The sequence below is a fragment of the Paraliobacillus sp. PM-2 genome (assembly GCF_001368815.1).
GTDB lineage: Bacteria > Bacillota > Bacilli > Bacillales > Amphibacillaceae > Paraliobacillus.
Window position 1 is genome coordinate 631,742 of the sequence record NZ_CTEI01000001.1, and the last position, 21,180, is coordinate 652,921.

The 21,180-nt window shown below is 35.1% G+C and carries 16 protein-coding genes and 3 riboswitches; of the genes, 12 read left to right on the forward strand and 4 right to left on the reverse strand.

All coding sequences use genetic code 11. The features are described 5' to 3' along the window. Nucleotides 1–128: 128 nt before the first annotated feature. From BN1058_RS02800 to BN1058_RS02810, 3 genes are all read left to right on the forward strand, one after another. Nucleotides 129–1,352 (forward strand): dicarboxylate/amino acid:cation symporter, encoded by a 1,224-nt coding sequence (locus BN1058_RS02800; RefSeq protein WP_090852553.1) that lies wholly within the window; start codon nt 129–131, stop codon nt 1,350–1,352. 131 nt (nt 1,353–1,483) lie between these two features. Next, nucleotides 1,484–2,128: a DUF3889 domain-containing protein gene (locus tag BN1058_RS02805; protein ID WP_090852556.1), complete on the forward strand. Its 645-nt coding sequence runs from the start codon at nt 1,484–1,486 to the stop codon at nt 2,126–2,128. Between the two features lie 207 nt (nt 2,129–2,335). After that, a riboswitch (cyclic di-GMP riboswitch) is annotated at nt 2,336–2,413 on the forward strand. Between the two features lie 74 nt (nt 2,414–2,487). Further along, complete coding sequence (locus BN1058_RS02810) at nt 2,488–4,722, forward strand: putative bifunctional diguanylate cyclase/phosphodiesterase (protein ID WP_176694430.1); 2,235 nt, start codon at nt 2,488–2,490, stop codon at nt 4,720–4,722. Between the two features lie 85 nt (nt 4,723–4,807). Here the strand turns inward: BN1058_RS02810 and BN1058_RS02815 are convergent, their stop codons facing one another. Further along, nucleotides 4,808–6,433, reverse strand: coding sequence for a sodium:solute symporter family protein (locus tag BN1058_RS02815; protein ID WP_090852562.1), 1,626 nt, complete (start codon nt 6,431–6,433; stop codon nt 4,808–4,810). 173 nt (nt 6,434–6,606) lie between these two features. After that, nucleotides 6,607–6,714: riboswitch (SAM riboswitch) on the reverse strand. Nucleotides 6,715–6,959: 245 nt separating this feature from the next. On the opposite strand from BN1058_RS02815, the gene BN1058_RS02820 reads away from it, so the two are divergent. From BN1058_RS02820 to BN1058_RS02830, 3 genes are read left to right on the forward strand one after another with little or no spacing between them, the layout of a single operon-like run. Continuing rightward, nucleotides 6,960–8,507, forward strand: a complete 1,548-nt coding sequence (locus BN1058_RS02820; protein WP_090852565.1) for a DUF2334 domain-containing protein — start codon at nt 6,960–6,962, stop codon at nt 8,505–8,507. A 21-nt stretch (nt 8,508–8,528) separates the two neighbouring features. After that, a complete protein-coding gene (locus BN1058_RS02825; RefSeq protein ID WP_090852568.1) occupies nt 8,529–10,268 on the forward strand; it encodes a polysaccharide deacetylase family protein in 1,740 nt (579 codons plus the stop codon). Nucleotides 10,269–10,271: 3 nt separating this feature from the next. Then, nucleotides 10,272–11,531 (forward strand): glycosyltransferase family 2 protein, encoded by a 1,260-nt coding sequence (locus BN1058_RS02830; protein ID WP_090852571.1) that lies wholly within the window; start codon nt 10,272–10,274, stop codon nt 11,529–11,531. A gap of 49 nt (nt 11,532–11,580) precedes the next feature. Here the strand turns inward: BN1058_RS02830 and BN1058_RS02835 are convergent, their stop codons facing one another. Next, nucleotides 11,581–13,362, reverse strand: coding sequence for a methyl-accepting chemotaxis protein (locus BN1058_RS02835; protein ID WP_090852575.1), 1,782 nt, complete (start codon nt 13,360–13,362; stop codon nt 11,581–11,583). Nucleotides 13,363–13,663: 301 nt separating this feature from the next. Beyond that, the gene (locus tag BN1058_RS02840; protein ID WP_090852578.1) at nt 13,664–14,386 is read right to left on the reverse strand and encodes a metallophosphoesterase family protein; all 723 of its coding nucleotides are present in this window, start codon (nt 14,384–14,386) and stop codon (nt 13,664–13,666) included. Nucleotides 14,387–14,590: 204 nt separating this feature from the next. On the opposite strand from BN1058_RS02840, the gene BN1058_RS02845 reads away from it, so the two are divergent. Continuing rightward, on the forward strand, nt 14,591–15,706 hold the full coding sequence (locus BN1058_RS02845; RefSeq protein ID WP_090852581.1) for a DEAD/DEAH box helicase: 1,116 nt from the start codon (nt 14,591–14,593) through the stop codon (nt 15,704–15,706). Nucleotides 15,707–15,750: 44 nt separating this feature from the next. Here the strand turns inward: BN1058_RS02845 and BN1058_RS02850 are convergent, their stop codons facing one another. Beyond that, nucleotides 15,751–16,398 (reverse strand): PAQR family membrane homeostasis protein TrhA, encoded by a 648-nt coding sequence (locus BN1058_RS02850; RefSeq protein WP_090852584.1) that lies wholly within the window; start codon nt 16,396–16,398, stop codon nt 15,751–15,753. A gap of 172 nt (nt 16,399–16,570) precedes the next feature. Here BN1058_RS02850 and BN1058_RS02855 point away from each other — a divergent pair, with 172 nt between their 5' ends. From BN1058_RS02855 to BN1058_RS02875, 5 genes are all read left to right on the forward strand, one after another. Beyond that, nucleotides 16,571–16,915 carry an ArsR/SmtB family transcription factor gene (locus BN1058_RS02855; RefSeq protein WP_090852587.1) on the forward strand — a complete coding sequence of 115 codons (345 nt, stop codon included), beginning with the start codon at nt 16,571–16,573 and terminating at the stop codon, nt 16,913–16,915. A 16-nt stretch (nt 16,916–16,931) separates the two neighbouring features. Next, nucleotides 16,932–18,230: an arsenic transporter gene (locus tag BN1058_RS02860; protein ID WP_090852590.1), complete on the forward strand. Its 1,299-nt coding sequence runs from the start codon at nt 16,932–16,934 to the stop codon at nt 18,228–18,230. A 14-nt stretch (nt 18,231–18,244) separates the two neighbouring features. Further along, a complete protein-coding gene (gene arsC, locus BN1058_RS02865; protein ID WP_090852593.1) occupies nt 18,245–18,664 on the forward strand; it encodes an arsenate reductase (thioredoxin) in 420 nt (139 codons plus the stop codon). 214 nt (nt 18,665–18,878) lie between these two features. Beyond that, nucleotides 18,879–19,739 (forward strand): ROK family protein, encoded by an 861-nt coding sequence (locus tag BN1058_RS02870; RefSeq protein WP_090852596.1) that lies wholly within the window; start codon nt 18,879–18,881, stop codon nt 19,737–19,739. A 110-nt stretch (nt 19,740–19,849) separates the two neighbouring features. After that, a riboswitch (SAM riboswitch) is annotated at nt 19,850–19,963 on the forward strand. A 74-nt stretch (nt 19,964–20,037) separates the two neighbouring features. Continuing rightward, the gene (locus BN1058_RS02875; protein ID WP_090852599.1) at nt 20,038–21,138 is read left to right on the forward strand and encodes a methionine biosynthesis PLP-dependent protein; all 1,101 of its coding nucleotides are present in this window, start codon (nt 20,038–20,040) and stop codon (nt 21,136–21,138) included. The last annotated feature ends 42 nt before the right edge of the window (nt 21,139–21,180 follow it).

The window sequence follows — 21,180 nt, forward strand, 5'->3', positions numbered from 1 at the left end:
ACTACCTTACCTTAAACATCTACTCAATGATATATTCTTTCCTTTTTTCTTTTCTTAACTATTCAGGAATGATATGCATACTTAAAAAAATACAGAAAGAAGTGTACGCTATACGAGGAGGAACCAATATGAAATTAACAGTGAAAATTATTATAGGGCTGGTTTTGGGTGCGGTTGCAGGATTAGGATTACATCTCTATGCACCTACTAGCTTTGAACCAATAGATACGTATTTCTTTAGTCCTTTAGGAACTATTTTTCTAAATCTAATTAAAATGCTTGTTGTACCAATTGTTTTCTTTTCTATTACATTAGGAACAGCTTCGATTGGTGATCCAAAGAAATTGGGACGTATTGGTAGCAAGGCGTTATTGTTTTTTCTAGTAACAACAACGATTGCTATCACTATTGCAATGGGAGTTGCTGTTCTTTTTGAGCCTGGAAACGTCGTTGGTATTGAGACAGCTCAAGCATCTTATGAAACAGCAGAAGCTCCTTCCGTTGTTCAAACATTTACAAGTATTATTCCTACCAATCCTATTCAAGCAATGGTAGAAGGAAATATGCTGCAAATTATCACTTTTTCTGTTTTTATTGGTTTTGCATTAGCCATTTTAGGGAAAAAAACAGAAGCGCTTTATCGCGTATTAGAACAAGGTAATACGGTTATGATGTTTCTTGTTAATATTGTGATGAAATTTGCACCTTATGGGGCATTTGGATTATTAGCATCTGCTATGGGTTCGTTAGGATTAAGTGGTGCAAAAGCGATGTTATTGTATATGATAACCGTGTTTGTTGTACTAATGATTCATGCTATGTTTACGTATGGTATGGCGGTTGCTGTAATTGGTAAGCGAAATCCGATTCGTTTCTTTAAGGCATTTATTCCAGCCATGACGGTAGGGTTTAGTACATCAAGTAGTAGTTCGACACTCCCCATTTCAATGAAGGTTGCACAGGAAGAGCTAAATGTACCCAAATCAATAAGTAGTTTTGTTCAACCGCTAGGTGCAACCATTAATATGGACGGAACCGCAATTATGCAAGGGGTGGCTACCATATTCATTGCACAGGTTTATCAAACAGACTTGTCCTTATCTCAACTAGTAATGGTTGTTTTAACTGCTGTACTTGCTAGTATTGGTACAGCCGGTGTCCCGGGAGTTGGATTAGTTATGCTAGCAATGGTACTAAACCAAGTATCATTACCAGTGGAAGGTATTGCATTAATTATTGGTATTGACCGAATATTGGATATGACGCGAACAGCGGTTAATATAACTGGTGATGCGGCATGTGCTGTTATTGTATCAGAAACAGAGAAAAAATGGATGAAAAAGGCTTCTTAAAATCCGAGCCGATTAATTGCTTTTTAAATTAATCGGTTTTTTTACACTTGAAATGATAGGTTTTTGTCACAAATAAGTGGAATAAGGGCATAAACTACTGTATATCAAAATGTGTTTTCAGGAGGAAGATTATGTATCCTTATTATTATGGTCACTTCAATCAAGTAAATCCGCACGTTTATGGTTATCCAGTGGATCCAAGGTATGGCTATATATATCCCATGCAATCAGAAAGACAGAATAAAATTAGTGGGCAAGCAACATGGACAGACGGTGGTAAGGTAACTCAATGCGGTTTACCTTGGTCATCTAATCAATATATGACGGTTGCTGTTGGCGTTCATGCACCTTATGAATGTGGTCAAAGCTTAAAAGTGAAAAACCTTTCTACAGGCAGAGAAGTTATTGTGACAATTGTAGATAAAGTACCTGGCTATTCTAATAACAAAATTAACTTACATCGGTTAGCTTTTGAAGCATTAGGTGCAAATTTAAATCAAGGAGTTATTGCGATTGAATTTGAACCTTCACCAGCACTAGAACAAGAGAAATGGGGAAAATATCTTTTAGAACTTATCCAGGTAGCTTACCCCAATTATAATGTAGTCGATTATAGCTTTAAAGAGCGGACCAAACCAAATCAAAATCAAACCAAAGAAATATATGAATATATCCTACAATCACCGCAAGAAAAATTAAAAGTGCAAGGGATAGTGAAATACAATCCAGAAACAGAGCGGGTTCTATCCTTTAATATAAAAGAAGTAAATCATTAATTACTAAAAAATATAAAAAAATTACCCAAGTTAATGTATTTGTTAAAAATTAATGAATAGATTAAAATAGTTAGACTAAAACAAACTTAAAAAATAGCAAATTTATTTTCATGTAATTATTAACAGACTAGTAAAAAAGTAACGTTTATTATTGGAATTCATGATAAAATAGAACTATAATTAATAAATGAAGCACCGTACTATCTTACTGAAAAATGGCAAACTTATTGAAAAATAAGGACGCAAAGCTCCAGGCCTGAATAAAATGGCGGCTGAGCTACCAATGAGATAACTAGCTAAAGGTTATTTCTTATGGAAATAACCTTTTTTATAGTATTTTTTTAAAGGTCGGGATGTTGATGTTTAATACAAAACGAAGAATCATAGCGTCAATAACTAGTCTAGCTGTATTTTATATACTATTTGTATGGTTTATTCAAGATATGGAATGGCTTCATCGGTTTGCAACGATCGTTTCTATTTTTATTTATTTAATTGGACTAAAATGGCTGTATCGAGCTATTGTTATTACGCAAGGAAAGAAGCGTCATTTCTGGTTAATGATCGGTGTAGGGTTGTCGCTTTATTGTCTAGCTAATGCTAGTTGGATCTATTTATTTATTGTTTATCAAGTTACTACATATCCCTTTGTTTCTTTATTTTTATTAGTTATGGCATATTTTGTATTTTTAGCCTCGCTTGTTTATAAAATAAAGACGATTGAGATGAAAGAACCTGTTCAAGCTTTCTCTTTTAGCATTAGCGTATTTATGACATTTATCGTAGTGATTCACATGCACTACTTTATTCAGCCAATCATGTCACTTGTCAATGGTTCCATAGGTATGACCGTACTTATACTAGGGTTTCAAATAAGTACAATCAGTATCTTTTTTGCTGCTAGTTTATTGTTTTATGTTTCTCGCAAAAGTGCAGAAAAAGATCCTATTTTATTTCTTATAACCGGTATGTTCTTCCATGCTTCAGGTGTTTTTCTCTATTATTGTTTTTTAGTAAATAATATAGACTCTGTGATAGCTGATGTGGTTTGGTTACTTGGATTATTGTTTATTGTAAGTTCTTTAAAATTAGTAGAAGCACCTACAGAAATATCAGAGTGGAAAATGATTAAATACTTTGAAAATAGAGAGTCAAGATTTCCCTATATCATTGTTTTTATCTTATTAATAATGATCATTGAAAGTCACGATTGGGAATTAAATGCGTTAATTATTGGAATGACTATTATGTTGCTTATGATTAGTGGTAGGCAATGGTATGTCATGCGACATCACAGAAAATTAGTGAAAGAATATCGTTATTTGGCCTTTCATGACACATTAACTGGATTAAAGAATCGAACAAAATTCACCAAAGATTTAGAGACCATGATGCAAAAATCAGAAAAAGAACAACAACCATTCTTAATGTTTTTAATGGATCTAGATCAATTCAAAAGTATTAATGATACATTGGGTCACAATGTAGGAGATATGCTATTAGAAGCTGCATCTAAGCGGTTAAAGAAGGCCTTTGAGCAGGTGGGTAAGGTTTATCGCATTGGTGGAGATGAGTTTGTTATTATTGTACCCGGTTTGAAAAGGATATATGGCACACTATATGCGAAAACTGTATTAGATCTGTTTTCAACTCCTTTCTTGATAAAAAATCATACCATTATGGTAACACCTAGTATTGGTATTAGTGTATACCCAGAAGATGGCCAAAAACAAGAAACCTTGATTCATCATGCTGATGCGGCCATGTATTTAGCTAAAGAAAAGGGGAAAGCACAATACTGTTATTTTAATCAACAACTTTATCAAACTATCTTACGGAAAAAAAATATTGAATTAGAATTGCAACAGGCGATTGAGCTGAATCAATTTTCTTTATATTTTCAACCGAAGATCAATTTAAAAAGTGAGGAAATCATTGGTGTTGAGGCATTCATTCGATGGAATCATCCGAGATTAGGGGTGATATCGCCGTATGAGTTTATCCCGGTTGCAGAAGAAACAGGGTACATTTTTGCCATTGATGAATGGGTGATCACGCATGCCTGTGAACAACTTAGGCTTTGGCATCAAAAAGGATATGAAAATCTTACTATATCTATTAATGTATCTGCAAAACAATTGGAACAAAAAGATTTCAATACAAGACTTAAACAAATACTAAATCAAATAGCGTTAGATCCACAGTATTTAGAGTTAGAAATAAAAGAAAGTACGATGGGGAATATTGTACAGACGATTGACACATTAAATGAACTTCATGCTATTGGTGTTCGCATAGCCATTGATGATTTTGGTACAGGGTATTCCTCTTTGCATATATTACAATCATTACCTTTTGATACCATTAAAATTGATCAGTCTTTTGTAACCCAATTAGAGAAAAAGGAAAACGTATCGGTAATTAAAACAATTATTGACATTGGATCCAATCTTAATATGAAGGTTGTAGCCGAGGGAGTGGAGACAGCGTATCAAGCGCGAACCTTAGCAAATTTAAAATGCAAATATGGGCAAGGGTACTTTTTTTCTAAACCTTTGTCAGCAGAACAATTGCACCAATTTCTTGAGCAATAAGATGTCATGCGTGATCGATTATAATAAAATAAGGATCAACCCAACTAGCTGACCCTAGTGGGTTTGATCCTTTTTGATTATGGCTTTATTGATTCGTTACATGTAATGGTTGTGTAGCATACTGTGTTTCGTTTTTTTCTCGTACAAACAAGATACTAGAAATAAACAAGGTGACAATCGTTGAGAAGCCAAACAAACCGATTAAACCTAGCTCATGTAATGGTTTGAAAAAGATAATGGTAAAAGCACCTAGAATAATCGTAGTAATTACGGCAAGAAAGTCCTGTTTCGTATGATTTTTCACAGAAAAATAAATATTGGCATAATTTGTTAGAAGAGTAACGCTGATGATTGTTAGCACATTGGTTGACATACCGATCCATACTGGGTGAATATTTAAAAAGAATGAAGCAGGTTGCCAATCACCTAGATGATACCATAGCAATCCAGTAATAAATCCACTTATTAAAGAACTAACAACTGCACGTTTTGTTACAACAGGCCAAAATAATGCTGCAACAACAGGTGCAAATGTAGCAGCATTTCTTGTTGTCCATGCGAGTACATTCCACCATGCAGATTGTTCTGTTCGTAATAAACCAAATATAATCATTAATCCAGTAAGTAATAGTAAAGATAATTTAGTATAGCTAACTAATTGTTTATGACTTGCATTCGGGAAAATTGCACTACCTACATCTTTTCCAAGACTAGTAGCACCAGAAAATTGACACGGAGCCCCCCAACCAAGCGCGCAAGCCCAAATCCCTAAAAAGAACAAACCAACTAGAGGAGCAGGTAAAACTTCCATTAAATATTGTGGTAAGGCTACTAATCCAAGCGTTTCTCCTGGAATAACTACAGCTGCGGCTAAACCAAATAGAATGCCACATAGAATAAAAGGAATCCCTAAAAAGACAGCACCTATTAACCCTTTTTGTCCTTCTTCAGGGGTTCGACAAGATAGAGCCATTTGAAAAGCTGCTTGTGCTAGAATAACGTTCACTAAAAAGGTACCAAACCATGCAACAATTACTTGAATTCCTACAGCGTCAAAATCAAACATGGACGGTTTGTTTTGAGCAAGTTGAACCAAACCTTCTATACCAGGATTGAGGAAGAAGGCAATCAAACCAATTATGAACATAATTAGAAACACAATCGTATTCATGGTTTGGGTAAAAGCAACAGACCACATGCCTCCAGCTTGTAAGTAGATGAACAATAAAATAGCAGTGAATGCGACAGAGAAACTGAGCGAAATACCTGTAAAGACGTTTAATGCGGATGCAAATGCAATCGCTGTTGCAACGGACCACATTGGAAAAGCGAATGCTGTAATTAATCCAGCAATTCCTTTTGCTGTACGACCAAATTTATCACCGATTAGTCCCGATACGGTAACCATCATACGTTTGCGAAAGGATTTGATCATTAATAGCGCTATAATTAAAACTTGAATGGTTTCTGCAATACCATACCAAATGGCAGAGACACCTGTAAGGTATGACAATTCCACAATGGATATATAAGTAGACCCTGAGAATAATCCAGTGATACAAAAAGCAACTGTCCACCAACGGAAATTTCGCCCTCCAACAAAAAAATTATTTCCATTTGATGCTTTTACACGTGCTACATTACCAATGATGATTAATAAGAAAGTGTAAATAAGTGCAAAGGCAATCATCCAAACCCCATATTCTGTCATGTTATCCCTCCAATTCATTTTACAAAGACCTTTTTGCTCAGCATGGTTGTTATTTGAATTTCATTCGATACAAGTTACCTATTTTCAACTAAAAAAACCTCCTTTCTTAGCTAACAAATAAGAAGAAGGTTTATGATCCTATACGTTCCCGGATATCGAATATCAGGAATTTCTTCTTATCTTTCAGCTAGTTAGCTGCTGGATTTGGCACCTTATTTGCTTGAAACAAACGGTTGCCGTGGGATCATAGGACCAGATTCCTCCACCACTCATGATAAGCGTTATTTAATTTCTACTAATCATATCGGTAATAGTGTATATTGTCAAGTTATTCTGAATATTTGTGAAAATTTATTGAACTTCTTCCTCTAATAGCAGGTATTTTTTAAATTTATCTACATATTCATGTAAACAGGACTTTAGATGTAGGATAAACAAAGGAGGAAGTGAACTGATTAAATACAAATTAATTATCGTTTTCCTGTCTAGCACGTTATACTTTTCGCCTGTGTTTGATGGTTTAGTAGTGGTTGCAGATCCATCAAATGAACCCCAAATTGTGATCGTTTATTCTACCGATAGTGAATCAATAACTAAGGAAAAAAATCTATTAGCGTTGTTATTAGGCCACTTTACTTCAGATATCACATGGATAAATAGTAATTATTTAAAAGAAACAGATACCGCCGAAGCGACGCATCTATTTTATTATGGCCTATCAAAAAAGCAACTATCAAAAAAGACAATGAATATACTCGAATCATTTTCTGGTCCTTTTATTCACCTGGGTCATAATGTCGAACAAATGAATGACACGTTTTCATTCGATACAATCAATGAGTTAATGTATGCCTCCTCAATCGCTGTACCCAACCAAATAAACAAGAAAATAGTTGTAGAAGATATGCCTGTCTTGCTTATAGAAACAGAAGAGGATCTCCAAAAAGAAGTGTTAATAACAGCGAAAAAAGGAGAAAGAACAGTTCCATTACTAGTAAAAGAAAAAAATGCCTATTATTACGCAACGACTTATTTGTTTCCGCCAACGAGTTATTTGTTTGCAGACTTTTTACATGAATTATTTGATACGACTACACATCTCAGACGGCAAGTACTTATAAGAATTGAAGACATTCATCCTAGAACGGATGCGGCAAGATTAGAGGAAATTGCTGATGTTTTGGATGAACGAAATATTCCTTATTTGCTATCCGTTACTCCGATGTTTAAGAATCCGAAAACTGGTGATGAATTTTTTTTATGGGAAAATCAAGCATTAGTAAATGTGCTACAAGAGATGCAAGAAAATGGTGCTTCTATTGTTTTGCACGGGTATACGGATCAATTTAAACAAAGTCCAACAGGTACTGGATTTGAATTTTGGGATAAGGATAGAAATAAACCCATTTCATTCCTTAATGAAAAAAAGTATATCACTGAACGTATAGAAAAGGGCGTTCAGGCTTTAGTAGATAATGAGTTATATCCATTAGCTTTTGAGGTCCCGCATTATGCTATCTCACAGCAAGGCTATCAAGTGTTAACTGAATACTTTTCGACAATTGTTGGACAAATACAACTTACGGATGATGATTGGAGAATGATGAGTGCATCTCCTTATATCACAGCTCTACCCACTTTAAATGGAATGGTATTGATACCTGAAACAGCTGGATATATAATATATGATAAGCCACTACAATCCATACAAGATGTGAGAGAGAAGATAAAACATATACAAATCGTGCGAGATGGATTTGTTGGTGTTTTTTTTCATCCATTTATGGGGGGTGATTGGTTAAATACGTTATTAGATGAATTGGATTCAATGGAACAGGTTTATTGGTTTGATTTAAAAAAACAGAAACACGTTGTTTCTACAGATTTTGTCCATATCGAAACAAATAAAGGCAATATCAAGGTAAATCATATAAAGAATAGTTTAAAACCTATTCATCAAGAAGCCACAGATGTTGGAAAATCAAATCACTATGTTATTGGATTACTTATAGGTGTTGGTCTAATGATAAGTATCATTCTCTTTTCAATTGTACGATTCAGACATTCACATTAATCTATCTATGGAGGGAAAGGGATGGGGAAGCATTGGAAACCAATAATTTGTGTTGTACTATTAGGCATTATTTTTATTGAAAGTTCGATACATGTCATTCATGCTAAAAAACTTTCTTCTACACCAGCCGTCCTCGTAGTAGGTAAGTTTGATGGGGAAAAGGGGCATGTGAATCAAAGAAAGCTAGATTTATTAATCAGTCATTTTACAACAAATATTGTTTTTAAATCGATAAAAGAAGTAAAAGGGAATGATTTTCAAGATCGTACACATGTCGTTTATTTTGATGATCAGTTAGCTACCATTCCAAATGATTTTGTGGAATTACTATCTGATTTTCATGGTACTGTTTTAGCAATTGGAGAAAATGTTGCGCAGTTAGGTGAACGGTTTGCATTTATAAAGCAAAATGAAAAGCGTAACATCAATCAGATTTATTTGGCGACAGATAAAGCGGAAACCTTAAGTATACAAAAACAATCGATTATAAATATAGAAACAAGTAAAGAGGTGAAAACATGGCTATTTGGTAAAGGGGATAGTAGCAAAGAATATCCATTATTAATTCAAAATGAATCGATATTTTATTTAGCAATAACAACGATAGAAATGCCGGTAGCTACTCTCATTGGAGAGGTATTACATGAAGTTTTTTCAGTTGACCATCCTCATGAATATCAAGGGTATATTCGACTCGAGGATGTACATCCATTAGTGGAAGTTGATAAATTAATGAAGATTGCCCAATTGTTGAAGGAGCGCAAAATACCATATATGGTAGCAGTTATTCCAGTCTATATCCATCCGCAAACAAAAGAAAAATATCATCTCTCTGATTCCCCAGAATTGCTTAACGCTTTATCATTTATCCAAAACAATGGTGGTAGTATTGTTTTGCATGGATACACTCATCAATTTAGAGATAGTGAGACAGGTGAGGGGTTTGAATTTTGGGATGTAGAACATAATATGCCAATTTATCACGGAGTAAAGGAAACACCAGAAAAGAAGGGGATAGATGATTTTGCTAAGCGCGAAGACTATGACATTTACCTTAGAGAAAAACAAAAAATAGAGACAACATATATTGAAAAAAAGCTAACAAAAGGAATTAATGAATTGGCGAATTATCGTCTTTATCCCCTCGCTTTTGAGGCACCACACTATACCATGTCACAAAATGGTTATCAAATAACTTCACAATTCTTTTCGACCTACGTTGGTCAGTTACAATTAAGTGATCAAAATTGGCAAAAGATGATGGGAGCTCCTTATATAACTAACCCTCAATTTCTCAATGGGATGACGTTATTACCGGAAACGATTGGCTATATGGAACAGGCATCTTTTTCATTACAAAAGATGCGTAAAGCGATTAAAAGTCAGATGATGGTGCGAGATGGAATGGTTGCTGGATTTTATCATCCTTATTTAGGTGTAGAAGGTTTTAAAGAAATGCTTACATTACTAGAGCATGTACCTAACATGAAATGGATTGATTTAAAACAGATGGATAACGAAGTAGCAACAAGCCATGTAACGATTCAATCTAATGATGGAGAAATGCATACAGGAATAGATTATTTGAAATTATTTCAATCTGATAAGCGATATTTAATTTACCATATAAAAAAATTGCCACAAGTTCTTCTATGGATATTTATTGGTATAGGCAGTTGTGCAGTGTGTTTATTTATTTATTACATTTTGCTAAACAAGCATCAGCAACGTTCTCGATATCATTCGTACAGGAGGAAATAAGTTTTGGCAAATATGATGTTATATCTTTCCTTATTTTGTATTTGGGCTTTATTACTTTATCATCTGTTTTTAATGCAAGGTGGGTATCTGTTATCTCGAAAGAATCGACAGATGGAAAGACGATGGCAGCAAAATAAAACACCTTTTCCAACTGTTTCTATTTTAATTCCAGCACATAATGAGGCATTAGTGATTGGAGATACGTTACAGGCAATGTGTCAATTAAACTATCCGCTCCAGTCACTTGAAGTTATTGTTATTAATGATCATTCCAGTGATGGAACAGGTGAAATTGTTGAAGATTATGTGAAACAGTATCCATTTATTAAGGTCATTCACACCGTCCCACCATTAGGGGGGAAAGGCAAATCACGAGCATTGAATTTAGGATTAGAACAAGCAGTTGGTGACATCATTTGTGTATATGATGCAGATAACATCCCCGAATCGGATGCAATTTACTGGCTAACAGCAGGGCTAGCCAATGATTCGAAAGCAGGCGCAGTCGTTGGGAAGTTCCGAGTGAATAATGCGAATAAAAATTTTTTAACACGTCTAATTAATATAGAAACGATCTCTTTTCAATGGCTTGCTCAAGCTGGAAGATGGTTTTGGTTTAAAATGACCACGATACCAGGAACTAATTTCGCTATTAGACGGTCTATATTAGAAGAATTGGGTGGATGGGACGAAAAAGCCCTATCGGAAGATACGGAGTTAAGCTTTCGTGTGTATGATTTAGGTTATCATATTCGTTTTTTTCCTTCTGCAATTACTTGGGAACAAGAACCAGAATCTTGGAAGGTTTGGTGGAAGCAGCGAACGCGTTGGGCTAGAGGCAACCTTTATGTAATAACCAAATTTATCTTGCAATTTTATCGGTTGAAAAATAAAAAAGTATTTATTGATTTATTCTACTTCTTTTTTACCTATTTATTATTTTTCTTTGGTGTAGTTACATCTCATGGATTATTCATTACTAATTTATTTATAGATTTAGGATTAACCATTGGTTATGTATCCATTCTTTTAATAGGTATAGGGTTTTTGTTATTCATTATTGAAGAGATGTTAGCATTAAGTCTAGAAAAAGGACAGTTGACAGTTAAAAATATGTTAATTGTAGGATTGATGTATTTTACTTATTCACAATTATGGTTATTTTTAGTTGTTTATGCCACATTTTTAGAGATGAAGCGTATAGTACTTAGACAAGAAGTGAAATGGGATAAAACAAAACGATTTGTTAGTGAAAAGAAATAAGTGAGTTAGATAAATTATCTAACTCACTCATTTTAAAAATGATGTTTTTTTATAATTTGAATTGATCGACTTGTTCCTGTAATCTTTTGGCTAATTGTGCTAGTTCATCAGCACTTCTAGCTACTTCTTCCATGGATGAGTTCGTTTCTTCAACTGAAGCTGCCGTTTCTTCAACACCTGCTGCTGATTCTTGAGAAATTGCAGCAATTTCATCAACTGACTTATACATTGTTTGACTATTTGAAGAAATGGTGGTTAAATCACTAGCAATGTGTTGTACTTTTCCAACCATATCTGAAATCGAGTGATTGATTTCTTGGAAAGCTTGGCCGGTTTTTTCAATTTGATCGGATCCTTTTTCAACGGCAGAATAGCCAGCTTCTAAAGAATGTGCTACTTGGTTAGACTCCGACTGAATGGACTGAACAATTGATGTAATATCAGTAATAGAATGACTTACCTGTTCGGCTAGTTTGCGAACTTCATCTGCAACTACTGCAAAACCTTTTCCTTCTTCACCAGCGCGAGCGGCTTCAATAGCAGCATTAAGCGCTAATAAATTCGTTTGTTCAGCAATATCTTGAATGACGCCAACAATTTTTTCTATTTCATTTGATTGCTGATCCAATCCTTTTACTTTGTTAAATGAATCTTGAACTAATTGATGAATCTCTTGCATTTGCTGCACAGACATTTCCAATTGTTCTGCCCCTTCATCACTTAATTTCATTACTTGTTTAGAGCTATCGGCTACACTTGTACTATTGTTTGTTGCTTGGGATACAGTCTCATTATATTGTTGCATTGCTGTTGCTAAATCAACCGCATGATTTGACTGTGATTCGGCTCCTGTAGAAAGTTGTTCCATTGTGGCAGCAATTTGCTCACTTCCTTCCCTAACTTGGTCGGAAGATTGGGACAATTGGTCACTTTGTTGTCGTACATTTGTTGTCACACTACTTACATGATGAATCATTTGATAAACATTTTCTTTCATTATATTTACGGACTCCGCTAAATCTACAAATTCATCTTTTGATTTTGTTACTACTTTTTCACCTGTTAAATCTCCTTTAGCTAAGCGATGCATCTCTTCCTTAATGGTTGAAATGTTAAATAATAGCGAACGAATAAGAAAGATAAATATAATCATTGCTATAACTACCGAAACGCCCAGTGTAATAAAAGTAGTAAAGAGAATATTTTTTCGAATCATTTTTGCTAGCTGGTACATTTCAAAATCAATTGCTGCTACGGCAATGATTTTTCCGTTATCATTTTTTACTGTTTTAGCAAGGGTGATCGTGGATTTACCACTGGCTGCATCTATGTACGGCTTTGTCCAAGCAACATTATCATCTGCATTTACAGCAAGCTGATACCAGTCCCTTGTCGTTGGATCATAACCCGATAGATCAGTAGATTCATCAATTTGATGTAAATATAATTCTCCATCTGGTGTACCTAAATAAAGGTTCATAATATAGTCATTCTTGTTAGCCAATTCAGATAAAAAAGACTCATAATAACTGGTTAATGCAGGTTGATTAGCAGCAGGCATAGTTGGATATTGTTTCGTTGCTTCAGGTGGATGAATCTGATTTAATTGAAATTCCTCCATTTCAACCATACCCATCAACTTTGTTTCATATTCTTGAAAAATTTCTTGATACTTTGGTGAAAGGGATGCTATATCTTCTTTCTTAATAACGGCTTTCTCTAATATCTCTGTCTTGTTATACGAAATAATTCCAACGACGGTTAAAGGTATAATGAGTAATAATAGTACTGTAAGTGGTAATTTAAATTTAATCTTTGATATCATTTTCATAAGCTGTCCCCTTTGTTTATTTTCGAAAGTTTGTTTCCTTGACTACTTTTAGTCTACTTTTTCTTCATCCTTTCTCTTAGTAGCAGGAAATATAAATGCTTCTTCTGTTATTTTCGGCATAATTGCAGAAAAATGAATAAATAAAGGGGGAGAAAAAATTTCCAAGTGTTTGGGTAATAACTCATATGAAGGAAGATTGCACTAAGTAGTGAGGATTTGTTTTGAAGTTAGATCTCTATATTTAGAAAGAAATGAAGATAATCCGTCGATGTGGATTACATCGACGGATTATCTTTGGGCTTTATCCATTTTTAGCTGTGCGAAGTATTTGTTCCATCATCGCTGTGTTTGGGTAGTTAGCTTCTTTGTATGCTTGGATTGTTTTTTCGATATCGTAGGTGACTCGCTCGATTGATGTAGAAATTGAACCATCTGTTATTTCAACAATTGCATAAGAAGCTTTAGGGATACCATCAAAAGGTAAACCAACACTACCTAGGTTAATAATTGTCTTTCCATCAATATTCCGAATATAAGATTGATGAATGTGCCCATACAAATAAATATCTGCATTGTATTTATTTATGATCTTTTCCCTGATTTCATCGTTGGTTGCATCTGGTAAAACAACATCAAATAGGCTTGTTGGGGTTGCATGAAAAGCATGCATATGAATCCCTTGTTTAGTTAAATTTAAATTGGTTGGTAATGTTTCTAAATAATTTAATGCAGATTGATCTAATTGTGATACCGTCCATTCACGCTCTTGATTCATCAGATTTCGTGCTTGTTCAGGAACTTCCCCCTGTTTTACTCCTCGTACAATCCATTCATCTGCATTTCCTTTAATTACCGTTGTATTTAAATCTTGAATAAGTTTTATTGACCGTTTTGGTTCGGGTCCGCGATAGGCAATATCTCCAAGTACAACGATGTTATCGACTTCTTTTTCTTTTATACTAGCTAACACAGCCTCCAATGCAACGGCATTTCCATGTATATCAGAAATAAAAGCTAGTTTCATTTTGTAGCCTCCTTTGCAATAATTGATAATCGTCTTTCGCTGAATGCATAGCATATGTAAAGGGGAAACATATCTCACTATTCAACTTTCTATTCCTATCGTATCATGATTTTTGCTGTCTATGCTAATATTAAGGTATTAGACTATTCTTTATGATATAGTGTAGAAAGTATTACAATACTGATTTTTTTGAAGGAGATAGTTATGTTCGTCGATACATTACAACCATTTTTGCAACAAGCGTGGAAGGGCTCTGGTTTTTCAGAACCAACAATGATCCAAGAAAAAGCTTATCCCATAATAAAAGAAGGAAAAGATGTCATTGGCATTTCCCCTACTGGGAGTGGGAAGACGATTGCCTATTTACTTCCACTACTAGAAGAAATCGATGTCGATCAAAAGCAGACACAATTATTAATTCTAGCCTCTTCACATGAATTGGTGGCTCAAATTCATCGACTGATCCAGGAATGGACTGCTCATGCTGAGGTGACTAGTATGATGATGATTGGTGGTGCAAATATAAAACGACAAATAGAAAAGTTAAAGAAAAAGCCACAAATTGTTGTTGGTACCCCAGGACGAGTGCTTGAATTAATAAAACAAAAGAAATTTAAAGTACATGCATTACGATCGATTGTTTTAGATGAAGCTGATCAGCTGTTAGTTCCTGAACATCGCAATGACTTGTTTGGTATTATCAAAGCAGCCCCAAAACAGCGCCAGTTATTAATGTTTTCAGCCACCATTGCACAAGGATTAGCGGAAGAGGCTAATCGATTTATGGTAACCCCTGAGGTTATTCGCGTGAATAGCGAAGAAGCGGGTACACCAGAGGTTTCTTATCAATACATTACCTGTGACGAACGTGATAAGATAGATATACTTCGAAGTATGGCTCGTAACTTGAATGAGCAAATGCTTGTATTCTTTAGAGATAGTGGTAACTTATCGGTAGTTGCAGAAAAATTAGCATATAAAGGTATGCATGTTGAAGCTTTACATGGGAATTTAACTAAACAAAAAAGAGAAAAAGCCATACGGCAATTTACAAAAGGTGAGGTACAGCTGCTATTAGCCACCGATGTAGCAGCTAGAGGATTAGATGTGAAGGATTTAGGTTATGTTATTCAAATGGATGTACCTAAAGAAGCGGATCATTATCTTCATAGAGCTGGGAGAACAGGCCGAATTGGATCAGATGGCGGTGTTGTCGTGTCATTGGTTACACAATCTGAATTACGTCAATTAAAGCAGACAGCAAAAGCTTTAACAATTAAGTTAGAAGAGAAAGTGTTACGAAAAGGAAAACTTATGTAAAAAGATTCAACCAAGTTTTGATAATACTTGGTTGAATCTTTTTTTTATTTAATAGGCAATACATATAAAAGAACACAGAAAAAGTGTAAGATTGTTCCTGCTAATACAAACAGGTGCCAAAGTGCATGATGGAATTTGAACCAACGCCACATATAAAAGATCGCACCGACTGTGTATAAAATACCACCTAGTACGAGTAAGGTTAGGCCATCTGGATGAAGTTTTTCTGAAAGAGATCCCCAAGTAAAAACAATTAGCCATCCCATAACAATATAAAGAATGGTAGAAATAAATAAAAACTTCTTCACAAAGAAAATTTTAAAAATTGTACCACCAATTGCTAATCCCCACACAATACCAAATAATGTCCAACCCACAGCACCTTGTACTACGACAAATAAAAAGGGGGTGTACGTTCCTGCGATAAAAAAATAGATGGATGAGTGATCTAAAATCTCAAACACATTTTTTGCCTTTCCTTCTGGCAGGCTATGTAAAAGAGTAGACGACGTATAAAGTAATACCATAGTGGTCCCAAATAAAGTAAAACTAACGATGTGCCATGTATTACCATGTAAGGAAGCGAAGACAATTAATACTACTAATGCAGCTATACTAATTAGTATTCCAATTCCGTGTGTAATAGAATTAGCAACTTCTTCTCCTTTTGAAAAACGGTGTGTTTCAACCATATATGATAATCCTTTCTTGAATAGTTCTCATTATTATTATGAACGGATTATAAGAGAATAGCAATCTTTTCACGTATTGTTAACCATAAGTGATCCGTTCAGAGAAAATAGCATTGAATATATAAGTATATTATTATATGATAATATATATGCAGAAAGAGAGGGGATCTTTTTGAATCAACACCAGTTATCAATTGAACAAGCAGCTTCGATATTAAAATTATTAGCGGATAAAACAAGGTTAACGATTGTTAAGTTATTGGAACACCAGGATTGTTGTGTGTGTGAATTTGTTGAAGTTTTTCAGGTGAGTCAGCCATCCATTAGTCAGCATTTACGTAAATTGCGTGACGCTGGCATTGTGAAAGAGGAAAGAAGAGGACAATGGATTTTTTATTCCATGAATACCGATAATCGTGTCTTTCCTTTTATTAAACATGTGTTGTCTCAACTACCTAATCAAGAGGAAAAACTAATAGCGTTAGAAAAAAGCGGCAAACGAATTAGTTGTTGTTAATAGGAGGATTAGTATTGTGTCTTTATCAGTTGTTTTAGCAATTTTAATTTTTATCTTGACACTTGTATTTGTCATTTGGCAACCAAAAGGGCTTTCGATAGGGTGGTCAGCGTGTGGTGGCGCTATTTTAGCATTAATGCTAGGAGTAGTTGATTTCGGTGATGTGATAGAAGTAACACAAATCGTTTGGAATGCTACCTTAGCTTTTGTTGCCATTATTTTAATCTCCCTTATTTTAGATGAGATTGGTTTCTTTGAATGGGCATCTTTACATATGGCAAAAGCTGCAAATGGTAATGGTGTCAAGATGTTTGTTTATGTGAGTATACTCGGTGCAATTGTTGCAGCCTTTTTTGCAAATGATGGTGCAGCTCTCATATTGACGCCGATTGTATTAGCAATGGTACGTAATTTAAAATTTAGTGAGAAAATTATTTTTCCATTTATTATGGCGAGTGGTTTTATTGCAGATACCACTTCTTTACCATTAGTCGTGAGTAACTTAGTGAACATTGTTTCTGCAGACTTTTTTTCCATTGGATTTATTGAATACGCATCAAGAATGATTATCCCGAATTTGTTTTCTTTAGTAGCAACCATTTCTGTGTTGTATCTCTATTTTAGAAAAAATATTCCAAAAACCTATGATCTAACACATCTAAAGGAACCAAAGGAAGTTATTAAAGATCCTAAATTATTTCGTTTATCTTGGTATGTATTAGCTATTTTGTTAATTGGTTATTTTGTGAGTGAGTTTATTGCTGTACCAATTTCACTGATTGCTGGTACTATCGCGATTTTATTTTTGATCATGGCGAGAAGAAGTACAGCTGTCAGTACTTCCACAGTAGTAAAAGGTGCCCCTTGGGACATTGTTTTTTTCTCAATTGGTATGTATGTTGTGGTTTATGGGCTGCGTAATGCAGGTCTTACTGATTTACTGGCACAGTTGATTCAGCAAAGTGCGGAACAAGGATTATTTGTAGCGACGATTGCCATGGGTTTTATTGCCGCTTTACTGTCATCGGTCATGAACAATATGCCAACGGTCATGATTGATGCGTTAGCCATTGCAGAAACGAGTACTTCTGGTGTTATTCGTGAAGCATTGATTTATGCAAATGTTATTGGTTCTGATTTAGGTCCGAAAATCACACCAATCGGTTCTTTAGCTACATTATTATGGTTGCACGTGCTAGCTCAAAAAGGAATAAAAATTTCATGGGGAACCTATTTTAAAACAGGTATTATCCTAACGATTCCAATATTGTTCATTACCTTACTAGGTTTATTCTTAACACTATTATTACTGTAAAGGAGTTTGATCTTATGACGACAAAAACAATTTATTTTTTATGTACTGGTAATTCTTGTCGAAGCCAAATGGCAGAAGGATGGGCAAAAAAATATCTAGGGAAGGAATGGGAAGTTCGTAGTGCGGGGATAGAAGCGCACGGATTAAATCCGAATGCTGTTCGAGCAATGAAAGAAATCAATATCGACATATCCAATCAACAATCAGAGGTGATTGATAGTGATTTCCTAAATCATACCACATTAGCAGTCACCTTATGTGGAGATGCTGCGGACAAATGCCCGGTTACACCCCCGCAAGTTAAAAGAGTGCATTGGGGATTTGATGACCCTGCAAAAGCAGAAGGAACAGATGAAGAAAAATGGGAAGTCTTTCAACGTATAAGAGATGAAATTGGTGCTAGAATTAAGCATTTTGCTGAAACAGGGGAATAAAAAAGTAGGATTGGTTAGCTATAAATAATAAATCATAGTTTTCAGACTGTAGAATAAAATAACTATAAAGCTCTTTTTTCTATAAAAATCATAGTTATTGTGCAAAAATAAAACATTCCGTCATGTAAGGGGTTTCATTCTTTGTGTAGAAAGTGGTAAAGTAAGAGTATATAAAAGACGTTGCTGTAAGAGGTCAATGGAGGAGGAATTGGTAATGTATTATGGTGGGATAGAGGCTGGTGGAACAAAATTTGTTTGTGCTGTTAGTAATGAACAATTCGAAATAATTGATCGTATTAGTATTCCAACTACCATACCAGAAGAGACTTTAAAATATGTATTTGATTTTTTTGATCAATATAACTTAAATGCAATAGGTATCGGTTCATTTGGACCAATTGATGTTATGACCGATTCCGCCACATATGGCTATGTTACTTCCACACCAAAAAAAGGTTGGAATAATTATAATTTTGTGGGTACGATAAAGGAAAGATATAACATTCCTGTTGCTTGGACAACAGATGTAAATGCAGCAGCTTATGGTGAGTATCGAATGGGAAGTGCACAAAATGCTGGATCATGCATTTATTTAACCATTGGAACTGGCATTGGTGGTGGTGCAATCTTAAACGGGGAAGTTGTTGAAGGATTTGGTCATCCAGAGATGGGACATATATCAGTTAGAAAACATGCTGAAGATCCATTTGAAGGAGTATGCCCTTATCATGGAGATTGTTTAGAAGGCATTGCAGCTGGCCCAGCCATCGAGAAGCGTTTGAAGCAAAAAGGAAAAGATGTGGATAAAAATGATCCTTATTGGGACAAAGAAGCTTACTATATCGCACAAGCGTTAGTAAATTATACCATGATTTTACGTCCTGAAGTGATTATTTTAGGTGGTGGTGTGATGAAACAGGCGCAATTATTCCCACTTATTCGCACCCACTTTAAAACATTACTAAACGAGTATCTCACTACGCCAGATTTAGATACCTATATTACATCACCTGGCCTAGTCGATAATGCAGGCATTACAGGAAGCTTGCTACTAGCTGCAGAGAAAGCAATTTAGGACAGGGGGTCAGACGCCTTGTCCCATTCTTTAATAAGATCCTTGCAATCTACTGATACATGTATTAAACTTTACCATAAGTGAAAATTCTGAAAATTATATAGTGTGATTTCTTATCCAGAGAGACGGAGGGATTGGCCCTAAGATGTCTCAGCAACCAGCCTAACGATTAGGCACGGTGCTAATTCCAATAGACGCATAATAAGGTGTCTAGAAGATAAGAAGAATGACTTTTTATAGTTAAAAGGCCTTCTTCTTTGAGGGTCTTTTTTTTATAGGTATAGAGAGGAGTGAAGCAATGAAGGAATACAAAATACAAACAAAATTAGCCCAGTTAGGTAATCATAGTGATCCTAGAACAGGTGCGGTTAATCCACCAATTTATTTGTCTACAGCTTATCAACATAAAGGATTAGGAAAATCCACTGGCTATGATTATACGAGGACAGAAAATCCGACACGTTCTATTTTAGAAGACGGTATTGCTGACTTAGAGAAAGGTGATCGAGGATTTGCATGTAGCTCAGGAATGGCAGCAATTCAGCTTGTTTTATCTCTATTTTCGACTGGTGATGAATTGATTGCCCCAGAAGATGTTTACGGAGGCACCTATCGTTTATTTAAGCATTATCAAGAAGCATATGATGTAAAAACAACGTATTGTAGTTTTAATGATTTGGAGAAAGTGGAGCAATTTATTACATCAGATACAAAGGCAATTTTTATTGAAACACCAACAAACCCATTGATGCAAGAAATAGACATCACCTCATACGCAGCACTGGCTAAAAAATATCAGCTATTATTTATTGTAGATAATACATTTCTAACACCCATTTTACAACAACCAATTTCACTTGGGGCAGATATTGTCATCCATAGTGCTACGAAATATATTGGGGGACATAATGACGTACTGGCGGGGTTAGTTGTTACAAAAGGTTTATACTTGAGTGAAAAAATGGCAACTTTTCATAACGCCTCAGGTGCAGTACTCTCATCACTGGATGCATGGTTACTTGTGCGAGGGTTAAAGACACTGTCTCTAAGAGTTAGACAGCAACAGCATAATGCGAAGCAAATAGCAGCATTTTTAGAAGCTGATTCACGAATTGATAAGGTACTCTATCCAGGCAAAGGAGGAATGCTTTCCTTTCGGTTAAAGAAGGCTGAGTGGGTGGCTCCATTCCTTGAAAATCTACAATTAATTACATTTGCTGAAAGTTTAGGAGGAGTGGAGAGTTTTGTTACCTATCCAACGACACAAACACATGCCGACATTCCAGAAAATGAGCGTATTTCCCGGGGAATAGATGATCGGTTGCTGCGTTTTTCAACAGGAATTGAAGACGTAGCTGATTTGATTACTGATTTCAGGCAATGTATGAATCAATTATAAAAGCTACATGACAGATCCTCCTTTCGAGAATTGTTGTGGATT

Bases quoted from the DNA above. Each gene is read 5' to 3' on its own strand.
- BN1058_RS02800 (WP_090852553.1), top strand. From the start codon at position 129: ATGAAATTAACAGTGAAAATTATTATAGGGCTGGTTTTGGGTGCGGTT.
- BN1058_RS02805 (WP_090852556.1), top strand. From the start codon at position 1,484: ATGTATCCTTATTATTATGGTCACTTCAATCAAGTAAATCCGCACGTT.
- BN1058_RS02810 (WP_176694430.1), top strand. From the start codon at position 2,488: ATGTTTAATACAAAACGAAGAATCATAGCGTCAATAACTAGTCTAGCT.
- BN1058_RS02815 (WP_090852562.1), bottom strand. From the start codon at position 6,433: ATGACAGAATATGGGGTTTGGATGATTGCCTTTGCACTTATTTACACT.
- BN1058_RS02825 (WP_090852568.1), top strand. From the start codon at position 8,529: ATGGGGAAGCATTGGAAACCAATAATTTGTGTTGTACTATTAGGCATT.
- BN1058_RS02835 (WP_090852575.1), bottom strand. From the start codon at position 13,362: ATGAAAATGATATCAAAGATTAAATTTAAATTACCACTTACAGTACTA.
- BN1058_RS02840 (WP_090852578.1), bottom strand. From the start codon at position 14,386: ATGAAACTAGCTTTTATTTCTGATATACATGGAAATGCCGTTGCATTG.
- BN1058_RS02845 (WP_090852581.1), top strand. From the start codon at position 14,591: ATGTTCGTCGATACATTACAACCATTTTTGCAACAAGCGTGGAAGGGC.
- BN1058_RS02850 (WP_090852584.1), bottom strand. From the start codon at position 16,398: ATGGTTGAAACACACCGTTTTTCAAAAGGAGAAGAAGTTGCTAATTCT.
- arsC (WP_090852593.1), top strand. From the start codon at position 18,245: ATGACGACAAAAACAATTTATTTTTTATGTACTGGTAATTCTTGTCGA.
- BN1058_RS02870 (WP_090852596.1), top strand. From the start codon at position 18,879: ATGTATTATGGTGGGATAGAGGCTGGTGGAACAAAATTTGTTTGTGCT.
- BN1058_RS02875 (WP_090852599.1), top strand. From the start codon at position 20,038: ATGAAGGAATACAAAATACAAACAAAATTAGCCCAGTTAGGTAATCAT.